Below are 14276 nucleotides of genomic sequence, written 5' to 3'. Positions count from 1 at the left end.
TCCCGCCTGCGACCTCATCCTGAGGAGGTGTCGGTCGATTGAAAACCGACCGACCTCGACGGAGGGCTCCAGGGCGAGCGTAGACTTCCGGAGCCTTCCTTCGAGGCTCGCTCGGCTCGCTCCTCAGGATGAGCTCGCAAGTGGGATGATCGGGTTAGTCTGCGAATAGAAAGTCGAAAACACGCCAGGGAGAGACGCCATGCTCCAGATCGCCCCCCGCAAGCTCGCCCGCATGGTGCCGGACGCCTCCGAGCTCGACCGGTTCGAGACCGCCTCGCGGGCCGAACTCGCCGCCTGGCAGCGCGAGAAGCTGCGCGAGACCCTGCACCACGCCTATTCCAACGTCCCCCATTACCGCGCCGCCTTCGACGCGGCCGGCGTGCACCCGGGCGACTTCCGGGACCTGCCCGACCTCGCCCGCTTCCCCTTCACGGCGAAGGCGGATCTCCGGGCGAACTACCCCTTCGGCATGTTCGCGGTGCCGCGCGAGGAGGTGGCGCGCATCCACGCCTCGTCGGGCACCACCGGCAAGCCGACGGTGGTCGGCTACACCCGGGCCGACATCGACACCTGGGCCGACGTGGTGGCGCGCTCGATCCGCGCTGCGGGCGGGCGGCCCGGGATGCTGATCCACGTCGCCTACGGCTACGGGCTGTTCACCGGAGGCTTGGGCGCCCATTACGGCGCCGAGCGCCTCGGCTGCACGGTGATCCCGATGTCGGGCGGGATGACCGAGCGCCAGGTCCAGCTGATCCAGGACTTCAAGCCCGACATCATCATGGTGACGCCGTCCTACATGCTGGCGATCCTCGACGAGTTCCGGCGCCAGGGGCTCGATCCGCGGGCCTCCTCGCTCAAGGTCGGCATCTTCGGGGCCGAGCCCTGGACCAACGCGATGCGGAGCGAGATCGAGGAGGCGTTCGACCTCCACGCCGTCGACATCTACGGCCTGTCCGAGGTGATGGGGCCGGGGGTGGCGAGCGAGTGCGTCGAGACCAAGGACGGGCTGCACGTCTGGGAGGACCACTTCTACCCGGAGATCGTCGATCCGCGCACCGGCGAGGTGCTGCCGGACGGGGAGGAGGGGGAACTCGTCTTCACCTCGCTCACCAAGCAGGCGATGCCGGTGATCCGCTACCGCACCCGCGACCTGACCCGGCTGCTGCCGGGCACCGCCCGGGCGATGCGGCGGATGGAGAAGATCACCGGCCGCTCCGACGACATGATGATCGTGCGCGGGGTCAACGTCTTCCCGAGCCAGATCGAGGAGAAGATCCTCCAGATCCCGGCCCTCTCGGCCCATTACCAGGTGGTGCTGGCGCGCGAAGGCCGGATGGACACGATGACGATCCGCGTCGAGGCGCGGCCGGAGGCCGACATCGCGGACCTGCGCGAGGCCGCGGCCGACCGGCTCTGCCACGCGGTCAAGGACACGATCGGGATCACCGCGACGGTCGAAGTCCTGCCGCCGGGCGGCATCGAGCGCTCCCTCGGCAAGGCCCGCCGCGTCATCGACCAGCGCCCCCGGGGCTAGCGACCAGACGAGCAGCGACGAGACCCCATGGCCCGCACCCGCGCCAGCGACTACGACGACAAGCGCCGGGCGATCCTCGATCGCTCGGCCGAGCTGTTCGCCGCCCACGGCTACGACCGCGCCTCGATGAGCCGGATCGCCGAGGCCTGCGGCGTCTCGAAGGCGAACCTCTACCATTACTACCGCGACAAGGACGAGATCCTGTTCGACGTGATCCGGCGGCACCTCGAGGAGCTGCTGGAAGCGGTCGAGGCCGCCGACCGCCCGGGGCTGCCGCCCGAGCCGCGGCTGCGCAGCCTCAGCGAGGCGCTGCTCGAGGCGTACCGGGACGCCGACGCCCAGCACAAGGTGCAGATCAACCATCTGGGCCTGCTCTCGCCCGAGCGGCAGGCGGAGGTGAAGGCGAGCGAGCGCGAATTGGTGCGCCTGTTCTCCGAGGCGATCGCCGGGGTTGCGCCGCACCTCGCCGGGACGGCGCTCCTCAAGCCCGTGACCATGTCGTTCTTCGGCATGGTCAACTGGCACTACCTCTGGTTCAAGCCCGGCGCCGGGCTGACCCGGGCGGATTACGCGGACCTCGTCACGCGGCTGATCGCCGAGGGCGCGCGGGGGATCGGGGCGGAGAGGGCGGCGCAGGTGCGGGCGGTGGGGGGATGAAGACCGGAAGTTTTCTCGCCGCCTCCGTGCGCGTCCTCCTCTCCCCGCGGGCGGGGAGAGGGCCCCGGCGCCCCCGTCGTCGACGGAGTGAGGCGCCAGCCGAGGGTGAGGGGGGATTTCCCGCAAGAGCCTCATACTGAGACACCCCCTCTCCCCGCCAGGCGGGGAGAGGAGAAGCGCGCGCCTTCCGGAATTCACGCCGCCACGCGGAACGCCTCCACCGGCAGGGTGCCCGGCACCACCCGCCCGGTCGCCCGCACCATGCCGGTCGCGCCGTCGAGCGCGCCGGGCACGAGGTCGAGGCCCAAGAACCGCTCCGGCGCGTAGGGGCCGGGCAGGCGCAAGCGCCCGACCCGCTCGCGGGTGAAGCCGAAGCGGGCGTAGTAGGGCGCATCGCCCACCAGGATCACCGCCCGGTGGCCGAGCGAGGCCGCACGCTCCAGCGCCTCGCGCATCAGCCGGTTGCCGATCCCGAGCCCGTGCAGGCCCGGATCGACCGCGATCGGCCCGAGCATCAGGGCGGGGCGGTCGCCGGCCTCGACGTGCCACAGGCGCAATGTGGCGACCAGGCGATCCTGCATCTCGACCACCAGGGCGAGGCCGTCCGCCGGCAGGCGGCCCTCGCGCAGGCGCTCGCAGGTCTTGGTGAAGCGGGCCTCGCCGAAGCACGCATCGAGCAGGTGCTCGCGGGCGGCGATATCGGCGGCGCGCTCGTCGCGGATCTCGATCACGGCCGTACCCTCCCGAGACTGACAAAACGGGCAAAGGACAGCCCTCGCACCTGCCGCGCGCGGCAGGCCGTCCGGGACTCGTGGGATGATGGATGCAGGCGCGGACGCGCCGGGGCCCGTCAGAACGGCCGACCCGGCGCATCGTTCCGGCGTTCTGCGCCCCGAAGGCGCAGAACGATCAGATCACGTAGGACTGGAGCGGCGGGAAGCCGTTGAACGCCACCGCCGCATAGGTGGTGGTGTAGGCGCCAGCCCCCTCGATCAGCACCTTGTCGCCGATCGACAGCGAGATCGGCAGCGGGTACGGGGTCTTCTCGTAGAGCACGTCGGCCGAGTCGCAGGTCGGGCCGGCGAGCACGCAGGGGACCGTGCGGTCCTCGTCGTGCTCGGTGACGATGCGGTAGCGGATCGACTCGTCCATCGTCTCGGCGAGCCCGCCGAACTTGCCGATGTCGAGGTAGACCCACCGCACCTCGTCGGGGGCGTCCGACTTCTGCGAGACCAGCACCACCTCGGCCTCGATCACGCCGGCGTTGCCGACCATGCCGCGGCCCGGCTCGATGATCGTCTCGGGGAGCTGGTTGCCGAAATGCTTGGTCAGCGCCCGGAAGATCGCGTCGCCGTAGGATTCCACGCCCGGCACCGCCTTGAGGTACTTGGTCGGGAAGCCGCCGCCGAGGTTCACCATCGACAGATGGATGCCGCGGGTCGCGCATTCGCGGAAGATCATCGAGGCGGAGGCGAGCGCCCCGTCCCAGGCTTCCGTGTTGCCCTGCTGCGAGCCGACGTGGAACGACACGCCGTAGGCGTGGAGGCCCGCCCGGGTGGCGTGCTCGAGCACGTCCACCGCCATCTCCGGCACGCAGCCGAACTTGCGCGAGAGCGGCCACTCGGCGCCGGCGCCGTCGCACAGGATGCGGCAGAACACCTGCACGTCCTCGCGGGCAACCTTGACCGCGTCGGCGGCGCGGGCGATCTTGTCGACCTCGGCCTGGCAGTCGACGGCGAAGAGCCGCACGCCGAGCTGCAGCGCGCGGGCGATGCAGCGCTCCTTCTTGATGGTGTTGCCGAACGACACGCGGTCGGCGGTGGCGCCGGCGGCCAGCGCCATCTGCACCTCGACCACCGAGGCGGTGTCGAAGCAGGAGCCCATCTCGGCGAGCGCGCGCAGCACCTCGGGGGCCGGGTTCGCCTTGACGGCGTAGAAGACCCGGGTGTCCAGCAGGGCGCGGGCGAAGGCGGTGTAGTTGTCGCGCACGACGTCGAGGTCGAGCACCATCACGGGACCCTCGTCCCGGCCGAGCTCGCGGCGCACGCGCAGGAAATCGCGGATGCGATCGGTCATGATCAGCCCCACCAAAGGTTCGAGAGGGCTCCCGCGGGAACCCGAAGTCGAGATCGAGACGGCGCGCGTCGGCCGTCCGGCGTCAGGGGGCGATGCGGCGCGGCGCGAACGTGCTGTGGAGACACGCCGTGCGACGCGGGCGCAGAGCACCCGGAAGCTGCCTTTGCTTGGAACGGGGAAACCCGATCCGCACTCGGGGCAAGGAGAAACAAGCCTCTTCGGTGTCGGCCTTTGGAGGGCCGACGAGACCAAAAAAGCCCGTTCGTCGTTGCTTTAAGCTGCGTCCCCCGTGGAGAGCGGGGTTCGCCGGTTTTGCCTCCGGCTGCCGGTTGTTGTCGGGGTCCGGTGTCGCCACCTGGATGCCGGCCGGAGGGATCCACCCTTCCCGGCCATCGATCCTTTAAGACCCCTGGCGGCTGTCCGGCCTCTTGTCCGGATGCCCACCAACCGGCACGCGGCCACAGGCACGTGCGAAATTGGGCAAGGCGGTAGATACGGACCATGCCCCCTCGCCGCAAGCCCCGCCGGGCGGATTTCCGCCCGATTTTTCAGGCGTGGCGCGGGAGACACGGCCGGGCTTCGTCCCATGGAGAAACCGTCATGCGACGGGGCCTTCTCAACCGGCGCCGGACGGGCCATTCAACCCGGCGACGCGCAGGGGCGCGCGTTCAGGACGCGCGCCTTACTCTCTGGATCACCATGACCCTCGCACCCTCGCGCCGCGCGCTCCTCGCCGGCCTGCTCTCCACCGCCGCTCTCTCCCGGGCGGCCTCCGCCCAGGTCGGGCCGACCCAGCCCGGCCCGAGCGCCCTGCCGCCGCCGGCCCCGAGCCCGGCCCCGTCCGGTCCGCCGCGCTTCCGCTTCGACGAGGTGGTGCGCCGGGCGAAGGCTCTCGCGGGCGCCCCCTTCGAGACGAACGTGGCGCCGCTGCCGGCGCCGCTCGCCTCGCTCGACTACGACGCGTGGCGCGACATCCGCTTCCGGCCCGACCGGGCGCTGCTCGGGGACCAGGACGGGCCGTTCCGGCTCCAGCTGTTCCACCTCGGCTTCCTCTACACCCGGCCGGTGACCGTGAACGTGGTGCGCGACGGCGTGCCGACGCCGATCCCCTACCAGCCCGGCCTGTTCGATTACGGTCGCACCACCATCGACAAGCCGTTGCCGGTCACCCTCGGCTTCGCGGGCTTCAGGTTGCACTACCCCCTCAACAAGCCCGGCCTCCTCGACGAGCTGATCTCGTTCCTCGGCGCCAGCTACTACCGCTTCCTCGGCCGCGACCAGCTCTACGGGCTGTCGGCACGGGGCCTCGCCGTCAACGTCGAGGGCGTCGGCGGACCGGAGGAGTTCCCGGTCTTCCGCGAGTTCTGGATCGAGATGCCGCCGAAGGGCGCCGACCGGGCGGTGATCTACGCGCTCCTCGACGGGCCGTCCTGCACGGGCGCGTTCCAGTTCCTGGTCTATCCGGGCGACGAGACCGTGGTCGACGTGCGCTGCTCGCTGCATCCGCGCCGGGAGCTGACCAATGTCGGCATCGCGCCGCTGACCTCGATGTTCTTCATCGGCGAGAACGACCGCCACCACTCGGACGATTACCGGCCCGAACTGCACGATTCCGACGGGCTCCTGATGCAGTCCGGCGGCGGCGAGTGGATCTGGCGCCCCTTGCGCAACCCGAAGGAGCGCTGGATCTCCGCCTTCGAGGACCGCAACCCGAAGGGGTTCGGGCTGATGCAGCGCGACCGGGTGTTCGAGGACTACCAGGACCTTGAGGCGTTCTATCACCGCCGCCCGGGCTACTGGGTCGAGCCGCAGGGCGAGTGGGGCGAGGGCACGGTGCGCCTCGTCGAATTGCCGACGCAGAACGAGACCCACGACAACATCGTGGCCTCCTGGCAGCCCAGGCAGCCCTATCAGCCGGGCGAGGCGGTGGAGCTGTCCTACAAGGTCCGGGCGCTCGCCGAGACCGACGACCTCCATCCCGGCGGCCGGGTGGTGAACACCTACGTCGCCCGCACCACGGCGAGCGGCGGCACGGCCGACGGCAGCGATCCGCTCACCCGCCGCTTCCTCGTCGACTTCTCGGGCGGCGACCTCGCCTACTGGCTCACCGACCCGAAGGCGGTCGAGATCGTGCCCTCGACGACGGCGGGCAAGATCACCGCGATCTCGCTGGTGCCGAACCTCCACGTGAAGGGGTTTCGCGCCGCGATCGACGTGCGGCTCGACAAGGCCGGCCAGGCGACGGACCTGCGCGCCTTCCTGCGCGCCCGCGGCCAGACCCTGACCGAGACCTGGACCTATCCGTGGAAGGCCGCGTGAGCGGTTCTCTGTCCCCGTCGTCGGCCGTCACGATCCGGCCGGCACTCCGAGAGGACCTCGACGCCCTGATGGCGCTCGAGGTCGCGGCCTTCGCCACCGACCGGGCGGAGCGCCGGGCGATCCGCCACGCCATCGCCTCGCCCTCGATCTCGCTCCTCGTCGCCCTCGACGGCGCGGTGCTGATCGGCGCCGCCACGATCGAGCGCCGCCGCGGCAGCCGCCGCGCCCGCCTGTCCTCGATCGCGGTAGCGCCGAGCCGGGCCGGCACGGGCTTGGGCCGCGTGCTGCTCGAGGCCGCCGAGGCGGAGGCCCTGGCCCATGGCTGCGACGCCTTGCGGCTCGAGGTCCGCGAGGACAACGGGGCCGGCATCCGCCTCTACGAGCGCAGCGGCTACCGCCGCTTCGAGACCGTGCCGGACTACTACGAGGACGGTACCACCGCCTGGCGCTACGAGAGGCCGCTCGCGGGAGGGGAGGGCGCCCGACCTGCCCCATCCTGAGACATCGCCTCCAGCGTCCAGGACCTGACATTCACGGCGAGAGCCGCTTGCCGCAGCGGAATGTGCCGGTTCGGCATGGTTTCCGGCTTGTTACGGTTGGCACGCCGCACGCAGAGATCCCGGTGACCGAGGCATAGGATGCCTCGCCCTGGGATCTTCGTGGAGACGATGGCAGCCATGGCCCTGACCAACGCCGATTTTCGCAGGATGATCGCCGGGCATCGCGGTGGCGTTGCACGGACGCTGCCGCCCCTCACCGTGCCCGACCGGACGCCTCACCATCTCGCGCCGAGTTCCCGGCTTCCCGTCCACGTCGCACCCCGCGAGCCGCGCATCGTCGAGGTCGTCTGGACGCCGGCCCCCGCGCGGTCGGGCAGCCGCTGGCTCGGCGGCCTCGCCGCGCTCGCCAAGGTGCTGGTCGTGCCGGTGCTGCTCGCCGGCGGCGTCTACGCCAAGCCGGTCTACGAGTGCCACAAGCAGAAGAGCCACGGGATGCTGTATTATGGCACCACCGTGCGGATGTGCGTCAACGAGCGGATGTCCGAGAAGGTCGGGAGCCTGCACGCCTTCGTCGACCGGCAGATGCGGGCGATGTGAGCCCGTTCGAGGTGCGATCCCGGAGGCGCTCCGGACGCGCGGCGCGAAACGAGGCGGCGCCCGCTATCGGAACAGGCTGAGCACGGTGCTGTTCGAGGCGTTGGCGATGGAGAGCGCCTGCAGCGCGAGCTGCTGCTGCGTCTGGAGCGCCTTGACCCGCGTCGTCTCCAGCTCGATGTCGGCATCCACCAGGATGCCGATGGTCCGGGCATTGGTCTTGATCAGGGTGTCGAGGAAGGTGGTCTGGCCGGCGATCAGGGTCTTGCTGGCCCCGAGCCGGGTGCCGGCATCCGTGACGCGGGCGATCGCGCCGTCGACCTGGTCCACCAGGGCCGCGATGGCAGGATCGCCGAGCCCGGTGATGGTCAGGGATGCGATCGCGGTCCCGGTCCGGGCGTCGACAGCGTCGAGGATGCCGCCGTTGGCGGTCGTGGCGGCCGAGCCGTGACCGGAGGCGCGAGTGATCCCGGCGCTGCCGAAGCCGAGCGGGGGGCCGGTCGGCGTCGCAGTGACCGCGACGTCGTCGAGGAACCAGTAGCTCGGGACGTGCCGCGCCTCGAAGGCGAGCGTCGTGCTGGATCCGCTCGCGGTCACCGTGAAGGCGTAGCGGGTGAAAGGCTGCGAGGGCGTATCGGCGAGCGCGAGCACGGGCGTTCCGTCCCACGTCGCCAGGAAGTTGGATGGAACGCCGCCCGGGGTCTGGAGCCAGAACTCCAGCTGGTAGCTCTGTCCCGGCACCGTCGCGATGGCCTGCGCCAGGCGCGACGTTCCGTTGACCGTGCCGAAGGCGATGCTGTTGCTGCCGGTATGGGCGCGGTCCGTTCGAACGCCGCTGTAGCTGAGGTCGCCCGTGAGCGACCAGTCCGTCAGGCCGCTCTCGAAGCCGCTGTTGGCGAGCAGGTTCACGCCGGCGACGGTCGTCCCGCTGCTCGTCCGGTCGATCACGAGACTGCGGGCCGCACCCGTCGCCGTGGTCTCGAAGTACAGAAGGCCCTGACCGTCGAGACCCGCCCGAAGGCCGCTGGCGAGCGCGGGATCGGCCGCGATCTGGACGTTGAGGGCGCGCACCAGTTCCTGTGCGGTGACCCCCGCGAGGTTCGCCGCGATCGCGGCCAGCGTCGTCCCGTTCAGGACGAGGTCCCGCCCCGGCGAACCGTCGAGGCTCACGGTGAAGCGCACGTCCTGGGGGCCGCCGAAGTCGACGCCGCCGGTCAAGGCGGAATCGGCGGTGACCCGCGCCGGAGTCGCCGGCGCGGTCGTGCGGGTGGCGCCGGCATTGTAGAGCGCGATGTCGGCGACGGGAATCGACGCGTAGGTCATCTCGATCCCGCCTGCGGCGTTGCGCGAGAAGCCGGAGGCGTAGTCGCGCACCGGGCGGTAGCCGAGCGGATCGGTCGAATCCACCGAGAGCCAGTTCTGTCCCGACGCGTTCGAGGCGCTGGCGGTGGCCTTCATCCGCTCCTGCAGGGCAGCGATCTCGACCTGGATCTTGGCGCGGTCGATGCCGGGAGCCAGGGCGGTCTGCAGCTTGGCGCGCAGGCTCTGCAGATCGCCGAGCACCGCGCTGAGACCGTTATAGGCGACATCCACCGCCGAGGCGCCGAGACCCAGCGTGTCCTTCAGCGCCGAGAGCGACGAATTGTCGGTGCGCACGGCGGTGGCGATCGCCCAGTAGGCGGCGTTGTCGGCGGCCGAGGACACGCGTCGACCGGTCGAAACGCGATGGCTGACCGCGTCGAGCCGTGTGTTCACGCCCTTCAGCGTCGTCAGCGCCGCGAGAGCGGCGACGTTCGTCAGCAGGCTGGCCATGAACCCGGTACCCGGCGGGACATGAGGCGGCCCATGCCGCCATGCCCGGAAAGATGCCGCTTCTTGGTGAACGAGAATGGTTAGGGCACCGCTAATGCCCGGCCGCGGCCTGCCCGCGGTTGTGCCCGAAGGACCGCCGAGCCCTCGGCCCCATGCGTGCCCGAAGGGCGATGAGGGCGGCTGCCTCGTCGGGCTCCCGCCTCAATACGCCACCCGCTTCTCGACGTAGCGGAACTGGATCGCCGTCAGCCCGATCACGATCGCCATCAGCACCACCGACTGCGCCGCCGAGCCGCCGAGGTCGGCGCCGATGCGGCCGTCCTGGTAGACCTTGTAGACGAGGGTCTGCGTCGCCCGGCCCGGACCGCCATGGGTGAGCACGTCGATGACGCCGAACGTCTCGCAGAAGGCGTAGACGACGTTGACCACCATCAGGAAGAACGTGGTCGGCGACAGCAGCGGGAAGACGATGGTCCAGAACCGCCGCGCCGGGCCGGCGCCGTCGATCGCCGCCGCCTCGATCACGCTGCCCGGGATCGCCTGCAGGCCGGCGAGGAAGAACAGGAAGTTGTAGGAGACCTGCTTCCAGGCCGCCGCCATCACCACGAGGATCATGGCGTGGTTCCCGTCGAGGAGCGGGTTCCACGGGATGCCGATCTGGTTGAGCCCGCGGGCGATCAGGCCGAGGCCGGGCTGGAACAGGAAGCCGAACAGCACGCCCGCCACCGCCGGCGCCACCGCGTAGGGCCAGATCAGCAGGGTCCGGTAGATGCCGGAGCCCCGGATCTCCCGGTCCGCCATCACGGCGAGCAGCAGCGCGAAGCCCAAGGAAAGCCCCGCCACCGCCGCCGCGAAGACCAGCGTGGTGACGAGGGCCTGGTAGTAGGCCGGGTCCGTGAACAGGGCCCGGTAATTCTCGAACCAGACGAACTCGGTCGAGAGCCCGAACGCGTCCTGCATCTGGAACGACTGCCAGACCGCCTGCACCGCCGGCCAGTAGAAGAACAGGCCGACGATGAGGAGCTGCGGCGCGATCAGCGCCGCCGGCAGCAGCCGGCCTCCGAAGGTGATGCGCTCGGGCCCCATGATGTTACCGTCCGGCCTGCTTCTCGAACTGGCGCAGCATCGCGTTGCCGCGGGTCGCCGCCTCGTCGAGGGCCTGCTTCGCCGTCTTCTTGCCGGCCAGCGTCGCCTCGATCTCCTCGGCCCACAGGTCGCGCATCTGCGGCAGGTTGCCGAGGCGCAAGCCCCGGGAATTCTCGGTCGGCGGCTTGTTGGTCAGCTCCTTGATCGGCGTCTCGAGGGCCGGGTTCTTGTCGTAGAAGCCGTCCGCCTTGGACTTCTCGTAGGCCGCCTTGGTGATCGGCATGTAGCCGGTGGTCTGGTGGAGCTTCGCTTGCCGGTCGGTGTCCGACAGGAAGGTGAAGAACTTCGCCACGCCCTTGTACTCGTCGGGCTTCTTGCCGCCCATCACCCACAGGGAGGCGCCGCCGATGATGCTGTTCTGCGGCGCGCCCGGCACGTCGGGATAGTAGGGCATCGGCGCCGAGGCCCAGGCGAACTTCGCCGCACCCTTGACGTTGCCGTAGGAGCCGGACGAGCCGAACATGATCGGGCACTCGCCGGCGGTGAAGCGGCCGAAGCCGCTGTCGTAGCGGCCGGAATAGTCGAAGGACTTGTCCTTCTGCGCCTCGGCCAGGTTGCCGATGTGCCTGACCTGCAGCGGGCCGTTGATCTCGAGCGTGGTGTCGAGGCCGTCCATGCCGTTGGCCTTGGTGGCCACCGGCAGGTTGTGCCAGGCCGAGAGCTGCTCGATGTTGAGCCAGGTGACCCAGGTGGTCGAGAAGCCGCAATTCGGGAAGCCGTTCTGCGTCAGCTTCTTGGCCGCCGCGAACAGGTCCGGCCATGTCTTCGGCGGCTCGGAGAGGCCGATCGCCTTCAGGGCGTCGAGGTTGGCCCACATCACCATCGACGACGAGTTGAACGGGAACGAGAGCATCTCGCCCTTGGTCGTCGAGTAGTAGCCGGTGATCGCCGGCAGGTAGGCGTTCGGGTCGAACGGCTCGCCGGCATCCTTCATCAGCTGGTAGACGGGCTTCACCGCGCCCTTGGCCGACATCATCGTGGCGGTGCCGACCTCGAACACCTGCATGATGTGCGGCGCGGTGCCGGCGCGGAAGGCCGCGATGCCGGCATTCAGCGTCTCGCCGTAATTGCCCTTGTAGGTCGGCACCACCTTGTAGTCGCTCTGCGCGGCGTTGAACTCGTCGGCGAGGCGGTTGACCGCGTCGTTGTTGGCGCCCGTCATCGCGTGCCACCATTGCAGCTCGGTCACGGCGAGCGCCGGGGTTGCCGCCACGGCCAGGCCGAGGCCGGCGAGCGCGATGCGGAGGGTCGTGGTGGGGGCCATCGGGGTGTCGTCTCCTCGTGTGCGGCCCCTCATGCGGGGCCGGCGTGACACTCCGACGACAGGGACGCCGGGGGCACGCGGCCCGCGCCGTCATACGGCGGCGGGGCGCTTGTTGTAAGCTGGCTAAGCACAGCCGCGATCGGCGGACAAGGGAGGTTGTGAGGTCTAGGAACCTGCCTGTGCGATTTGCAGGATATCCCGTCCGCGACCCCAGGATGAGGTCGCGGGCGGGATGGAAGCTCCGGAAGCCGAAGCGTCAGGACCGCTTCCGGTCCCGCAACGCCTGGATCGTCGTCGTCGGGGTGATCGCCTCGGGGTCGATCGGGCAGTGCAGGATCGCCGGCAGGCCCGACTCGATCGCCCGCGCCAGCGCCGCCGGGAAGTCTTGCGTCCGCTCGACCCGCTCGCCGTAGCCGCCGAAGGCCGTGGCGTAGGCAGCGAAGTCGGGGTTCTTGAGCGCCGTGCCGGAGACGCGGCCGGGGTATTCGCGCTCCTGGTGCATGCGGATCGTGCCGTACATGCCGTTATCGACCAGGATCACGATCACGGCCAAGCCGTACTGCACGGCGGTGGCGAATTCCTGGCCGTTCATCAGGAAATCGCCGTCGCCCGACACCACCACGACGGTGCGCTCGGGCAGCAGCCGCTTCGCGCCGATGGCGGCGGGCACGCCGTAGCCCATCGAGCCCGAAGTCGGGGCGAGCTGGCCGTCATGGGCGCGGAACGGCCAGAACCGGTGGACCCAGGTGGCGAAGTTGCCGGCGCCGTTGCACAGGATCGCGTCGGCCGGCAAGGCCTCGCGCAGGTGGGCCATCACGCCGCCCATCTGGAGCTGGCCCGGCGTGGCAATCCGGGTCGGGTCGCTCCAGCTCAGGTAATCGGCGTGCAGGGTCTCGGTGCCGGTGGTCCAGGGCAGGGCGCGGGGCGGCTGCACCGTCTCGATGGCGGCTGCGAACGCGGTCGGGCTCGCATTGATGGCGAGCGCCGGGCTGTAGACGCGGCCGAGCTCTTCCGGGTCCGGATGGATGTGGACGAGTCGCTGGCGGGGTCCTGGAATGTCGATGAGCGTGTAGCCCTGCGACGGGATTTCCGACAGCCGTCCGCCGACGACGAGCAGCAGGTCGGCGTCCTTGATCCGGGCGAGGAGCTTCGGGTTGACGCCGAGGCCGAGATCGCCGGCGTAGCAGCGGTGATCGGCCGGGAAATGGCCCTGGCGCCGGAACGAGCAGGCGACGGGGAGCGAGAACAGGTCGGCGAAGCGCGAGAAGCGCCGCACGGCCTCCGCCGACCAGCGGCTGCCGCCGAGGATCGCGAACGGCTTCTCCGCCTGCGCCAGCATGGTTTGCAGCGCGACCATCTGGGACAGGGCAGGATGGGTCTCGACCGGCTGGAAGGCCGGGGCATCCGCGACCGTGGCGGTCTCGACCAGCATGTCCTCGGGCAGCGCGATCACCACCGGGCCGGGCCGGCCGGCGGTGGCGACGTGGAAGGCGCGGGCGATCAGCTCCGGCAGGCGCTCGGCGCTGTCGATCTCGGTCACCCACTTGGCGATGGTGCCGAACACCGCCCGGTAGTCGAGCTCCTGGAACGCCTCGCGCTCGCGCGCCGCCCGCTCGATCTGGCCGACGAACAGGATCATCGGGGTCGAGTCCTGTTTCGCGATGTGCAGGCCGGGCGAGGCGTTGGTGGCGCCGGGGCCGCGGGTGACGAAGCAGATGCCGGGTTTCCCCGTCAGCTTGCCGTGCGCCTCCGCCATCATGGCGGCGCCCCCCTCCTGGCGGCAGACGGTGAGGCGGATCTCGGCGTCGTGCAGCGCGTCGAGCACCGCGAGGTAGCTCTCGCCGGGCACGCAGAAGATGTCGCCGACGCCGTGGCGGGCGAGCTGGTCCACCAGGATCTGCCCGCCGGTGCGGGGGCGGGGGGCGTCGGTCATGGGCGTGTCCTCTATCTGCATCTCAAGAGCCGCTGGCGGCAGCAGGGAAGGCGCGGGATCCCCCCTCTCCCGGGTGGGAGAGGGGCCGGGGGTGAGGGTGGCGCGCTTCCGCAGTCAAGCTGTGACCGTCGTGCCGGCAGCTCAACCGTCGAGCTTAATTCTGAACCGTCTCCACCCTCACCCCTACCCCTCTCCCACTCGGGAGAGGGGACCCTGCGCTATCTTGTCCCTGTTCCAGCCAGCCTACCTCAATATGAAAAATGTGACCGCGGCGACATTCGCGAGATATTGGGCGATGACCAGACCCGCGGTCGTCAGGATGATGTCGCGCTTGGCCGTGTCGATTCGATGCGTCAGGCGCGCTTCCATCTCGCGACAATCTTGCTGCCAGGACCCGGTATACGCCGGATCCGTACTGGAAGATGCGGTAGCGCTTCGGGC

Annotated in this window: 12 protein-coding genes; 5 read left to right on the top strand and 7 right to left on the bottom strand. The window is 70.2% G+C overall.

What is annotated here, in order from left to right; all coding sequences use genetic code 11:
* Window positions 1-199 precede the first annotated feature (199 nt).
* Window positions 200-1534 carry a phenylacetate--CoA ligase PaaK gene (paaK, locus tag DK419_RS01935; protein WP_109957606.1) on the top strand — a complete coding sequence of 445 codons (1335 nt, stop codon included), beginning with the start codon at window positions 200-202 and terminating at the stop codon, window positions 1532-1534.
* A gap of 27 nt (window positions 1535-1561) precedes the next feature.
* Window positions 1562-2191 (top strand): TetR/AcrR family transcriptional regulator, encoded by a 630-nt coding sequence (locus DK419_RS01930; RefSeq protein ID WP_109957605.1) that lies wholly within the window; start codon window positions 1562-1564, stop codon window positions 2189-2191.
* 194 nt (window positions 2192-2385) lie between these two features.
* On the opposite strand, the gene DK419_RS01925 is transcribed toward DK419_RS01930, so the two are convergent.
* Window positions 2386-2922, bottom strand: a complete 537-nt coding sequence (locus DK419_RS01925; RefSeq protein ID WP_109957604.1) for a GNAT family N-acetyltransferase — start codon at window positions 2920-2922, stop codon at window positions 2386-2388.
* A gap of 178 nt (window positions 2923-3100) precedes the next feature.
* Window positions 3101-4267: a type III PLP-dependent enzyme gene (locus DK419_RS01920; protein ID WP_109962065.1), complete on the bottom strand. Its 1167-nt coding sequence runs from the start codon at window positions 4265-4267 to the stop codon at window positions 3101-3103.
* 699 nt (window positions 4268-4966) lie between these two features.
* Between DK419_RS01920 and DK419_RS01915 the strand changes: the two genes are divergently transcribed.
* From DK419_RS01915 to DK419_RS01905, 3 genes are all read left to right on the top strand, one after another.
* Window positions 4967-6586 carry an OpgD/OpgG family glucan biosynthesis protein gene (locus tag DK419_RS01915; protein WP_109957603.1) on the top strand — a complete coding sequence of 540 codons (1620 nt, stop codon included), beginning with the start codon at window positions 4967-4969 and terminating at the stop codon, window positions 6584-6586.
* On the top strand, window positions 6583-7086 hold the full coding sequence (locus tag DK419_RS01910; RefSeq protein WP_245442794.1) for a GNAT family N-acetyltransferase: 504 nt from the start codon (window positions 6583-6585) through the stop codon (window positions 7084-7086). Before DK419_RS01915 ends, DK419_RS01910 begins: the two co-directional genes overlap by 4 nt.
* Window positions 7087-7263: 177 nt before the next feature.
* Window positions 7264-7683, top strand: coding sequence for a hypothetical protein (locus tag DK419_RS01905; protein ID WP_109957601.1), 420 nt, complete (start codon window positions 7264-7266; stop codon window positions 7681-7683).
* 63 nt (window positions 7684-7746) lie between these two features.
* On the opposite strand, the gene DK419_RS01900 is transcribed toward DK419_RS01905, so the two are convergent.
* From DK419_RS01900 to DK419_RS29750, 5 genes are all read right to left on the bottom strand, one after another.
* Window positions 7747-9492 (bottom strand): flagellin N-terminal helical domain-containing protein, encoded by a 1746-nt coding sequence (locus DK419_RS01900; RefSeq protein WP_109957600.1) that lies wholly within the window; start codon window positions 9490-9492, stop codon window positions 7747-7749.
* A gap of 201 nt (window positions 9493-9693) precedes the next feature.
* Window positions 9694-10578 carry a sn-glycerol-3-phosphate ABC transporter permease UgpA gene (ugpA, locus tag DK419_RS01895; RefSeq protein ID WP_109957599.1) on the bottom strand — a complete coding sequence of 295 codons (885 nt, stop codon included), beginning with the start codon at window positions 10576-10578 and terminating at the stop codon, window positions 9694-9696.
* A gap of 4 nt (window positions 10579-10582) precedes the next feature.
* On the bottom strand, window positions 10583-11902 hold the full coding sequence (gene ugpB / locus DK419_RS01890) for a sn-glycerol-3-phosphate ABC transporter substrate-binding protein UgpB (RefSeq protein ID WP_109957598.1): 1320 nt from the start codon (window positions 11900-11902) through the stop codon (window positions 10583-10585).
* 256 nt (window positions 11903-12158) lie between these two features.
* Window positions 12159-13835, bottom strand: a complete 1677-nt coding sequence (locus DK419_RS01885; RefSeq protein ID WP_109957597.1) for a thiamine pyrophosphate-binding protein — start codon at window positions 13833-13835, stop codon at window positions 12159-12161.
* A 243-nt stretch (window positions 13836-14078) separates the two neighbouring features.
* Window positions 14079-14204: a hypothetical protein gene (locus DK419_RS29750; protein ID WP_280953922.1), complete on the bottom strand. Its 126-nt coding sequence runs from the start codon at window positions 14202-14204 to the stop codon at window positions 14079-14081.
* Between the last annotated feature and the right edge of the window lie 72 nt (window positions 14205-14276).

This window comes from Methylobacterium terrae, assembly GCF_003173755.1.
Taxonomy (GTDB): Bacteria; Pseudomonadota; Alphaproteobacteria; order Rhizobiales; family Beijerinckiaceae; genus Methylobacterium; species Methylobacterium terrae.
Note: the sequence above shows the minus strand (reverse complement) of the source record. Positions and strands in the feature narration are given on the sequence as shown.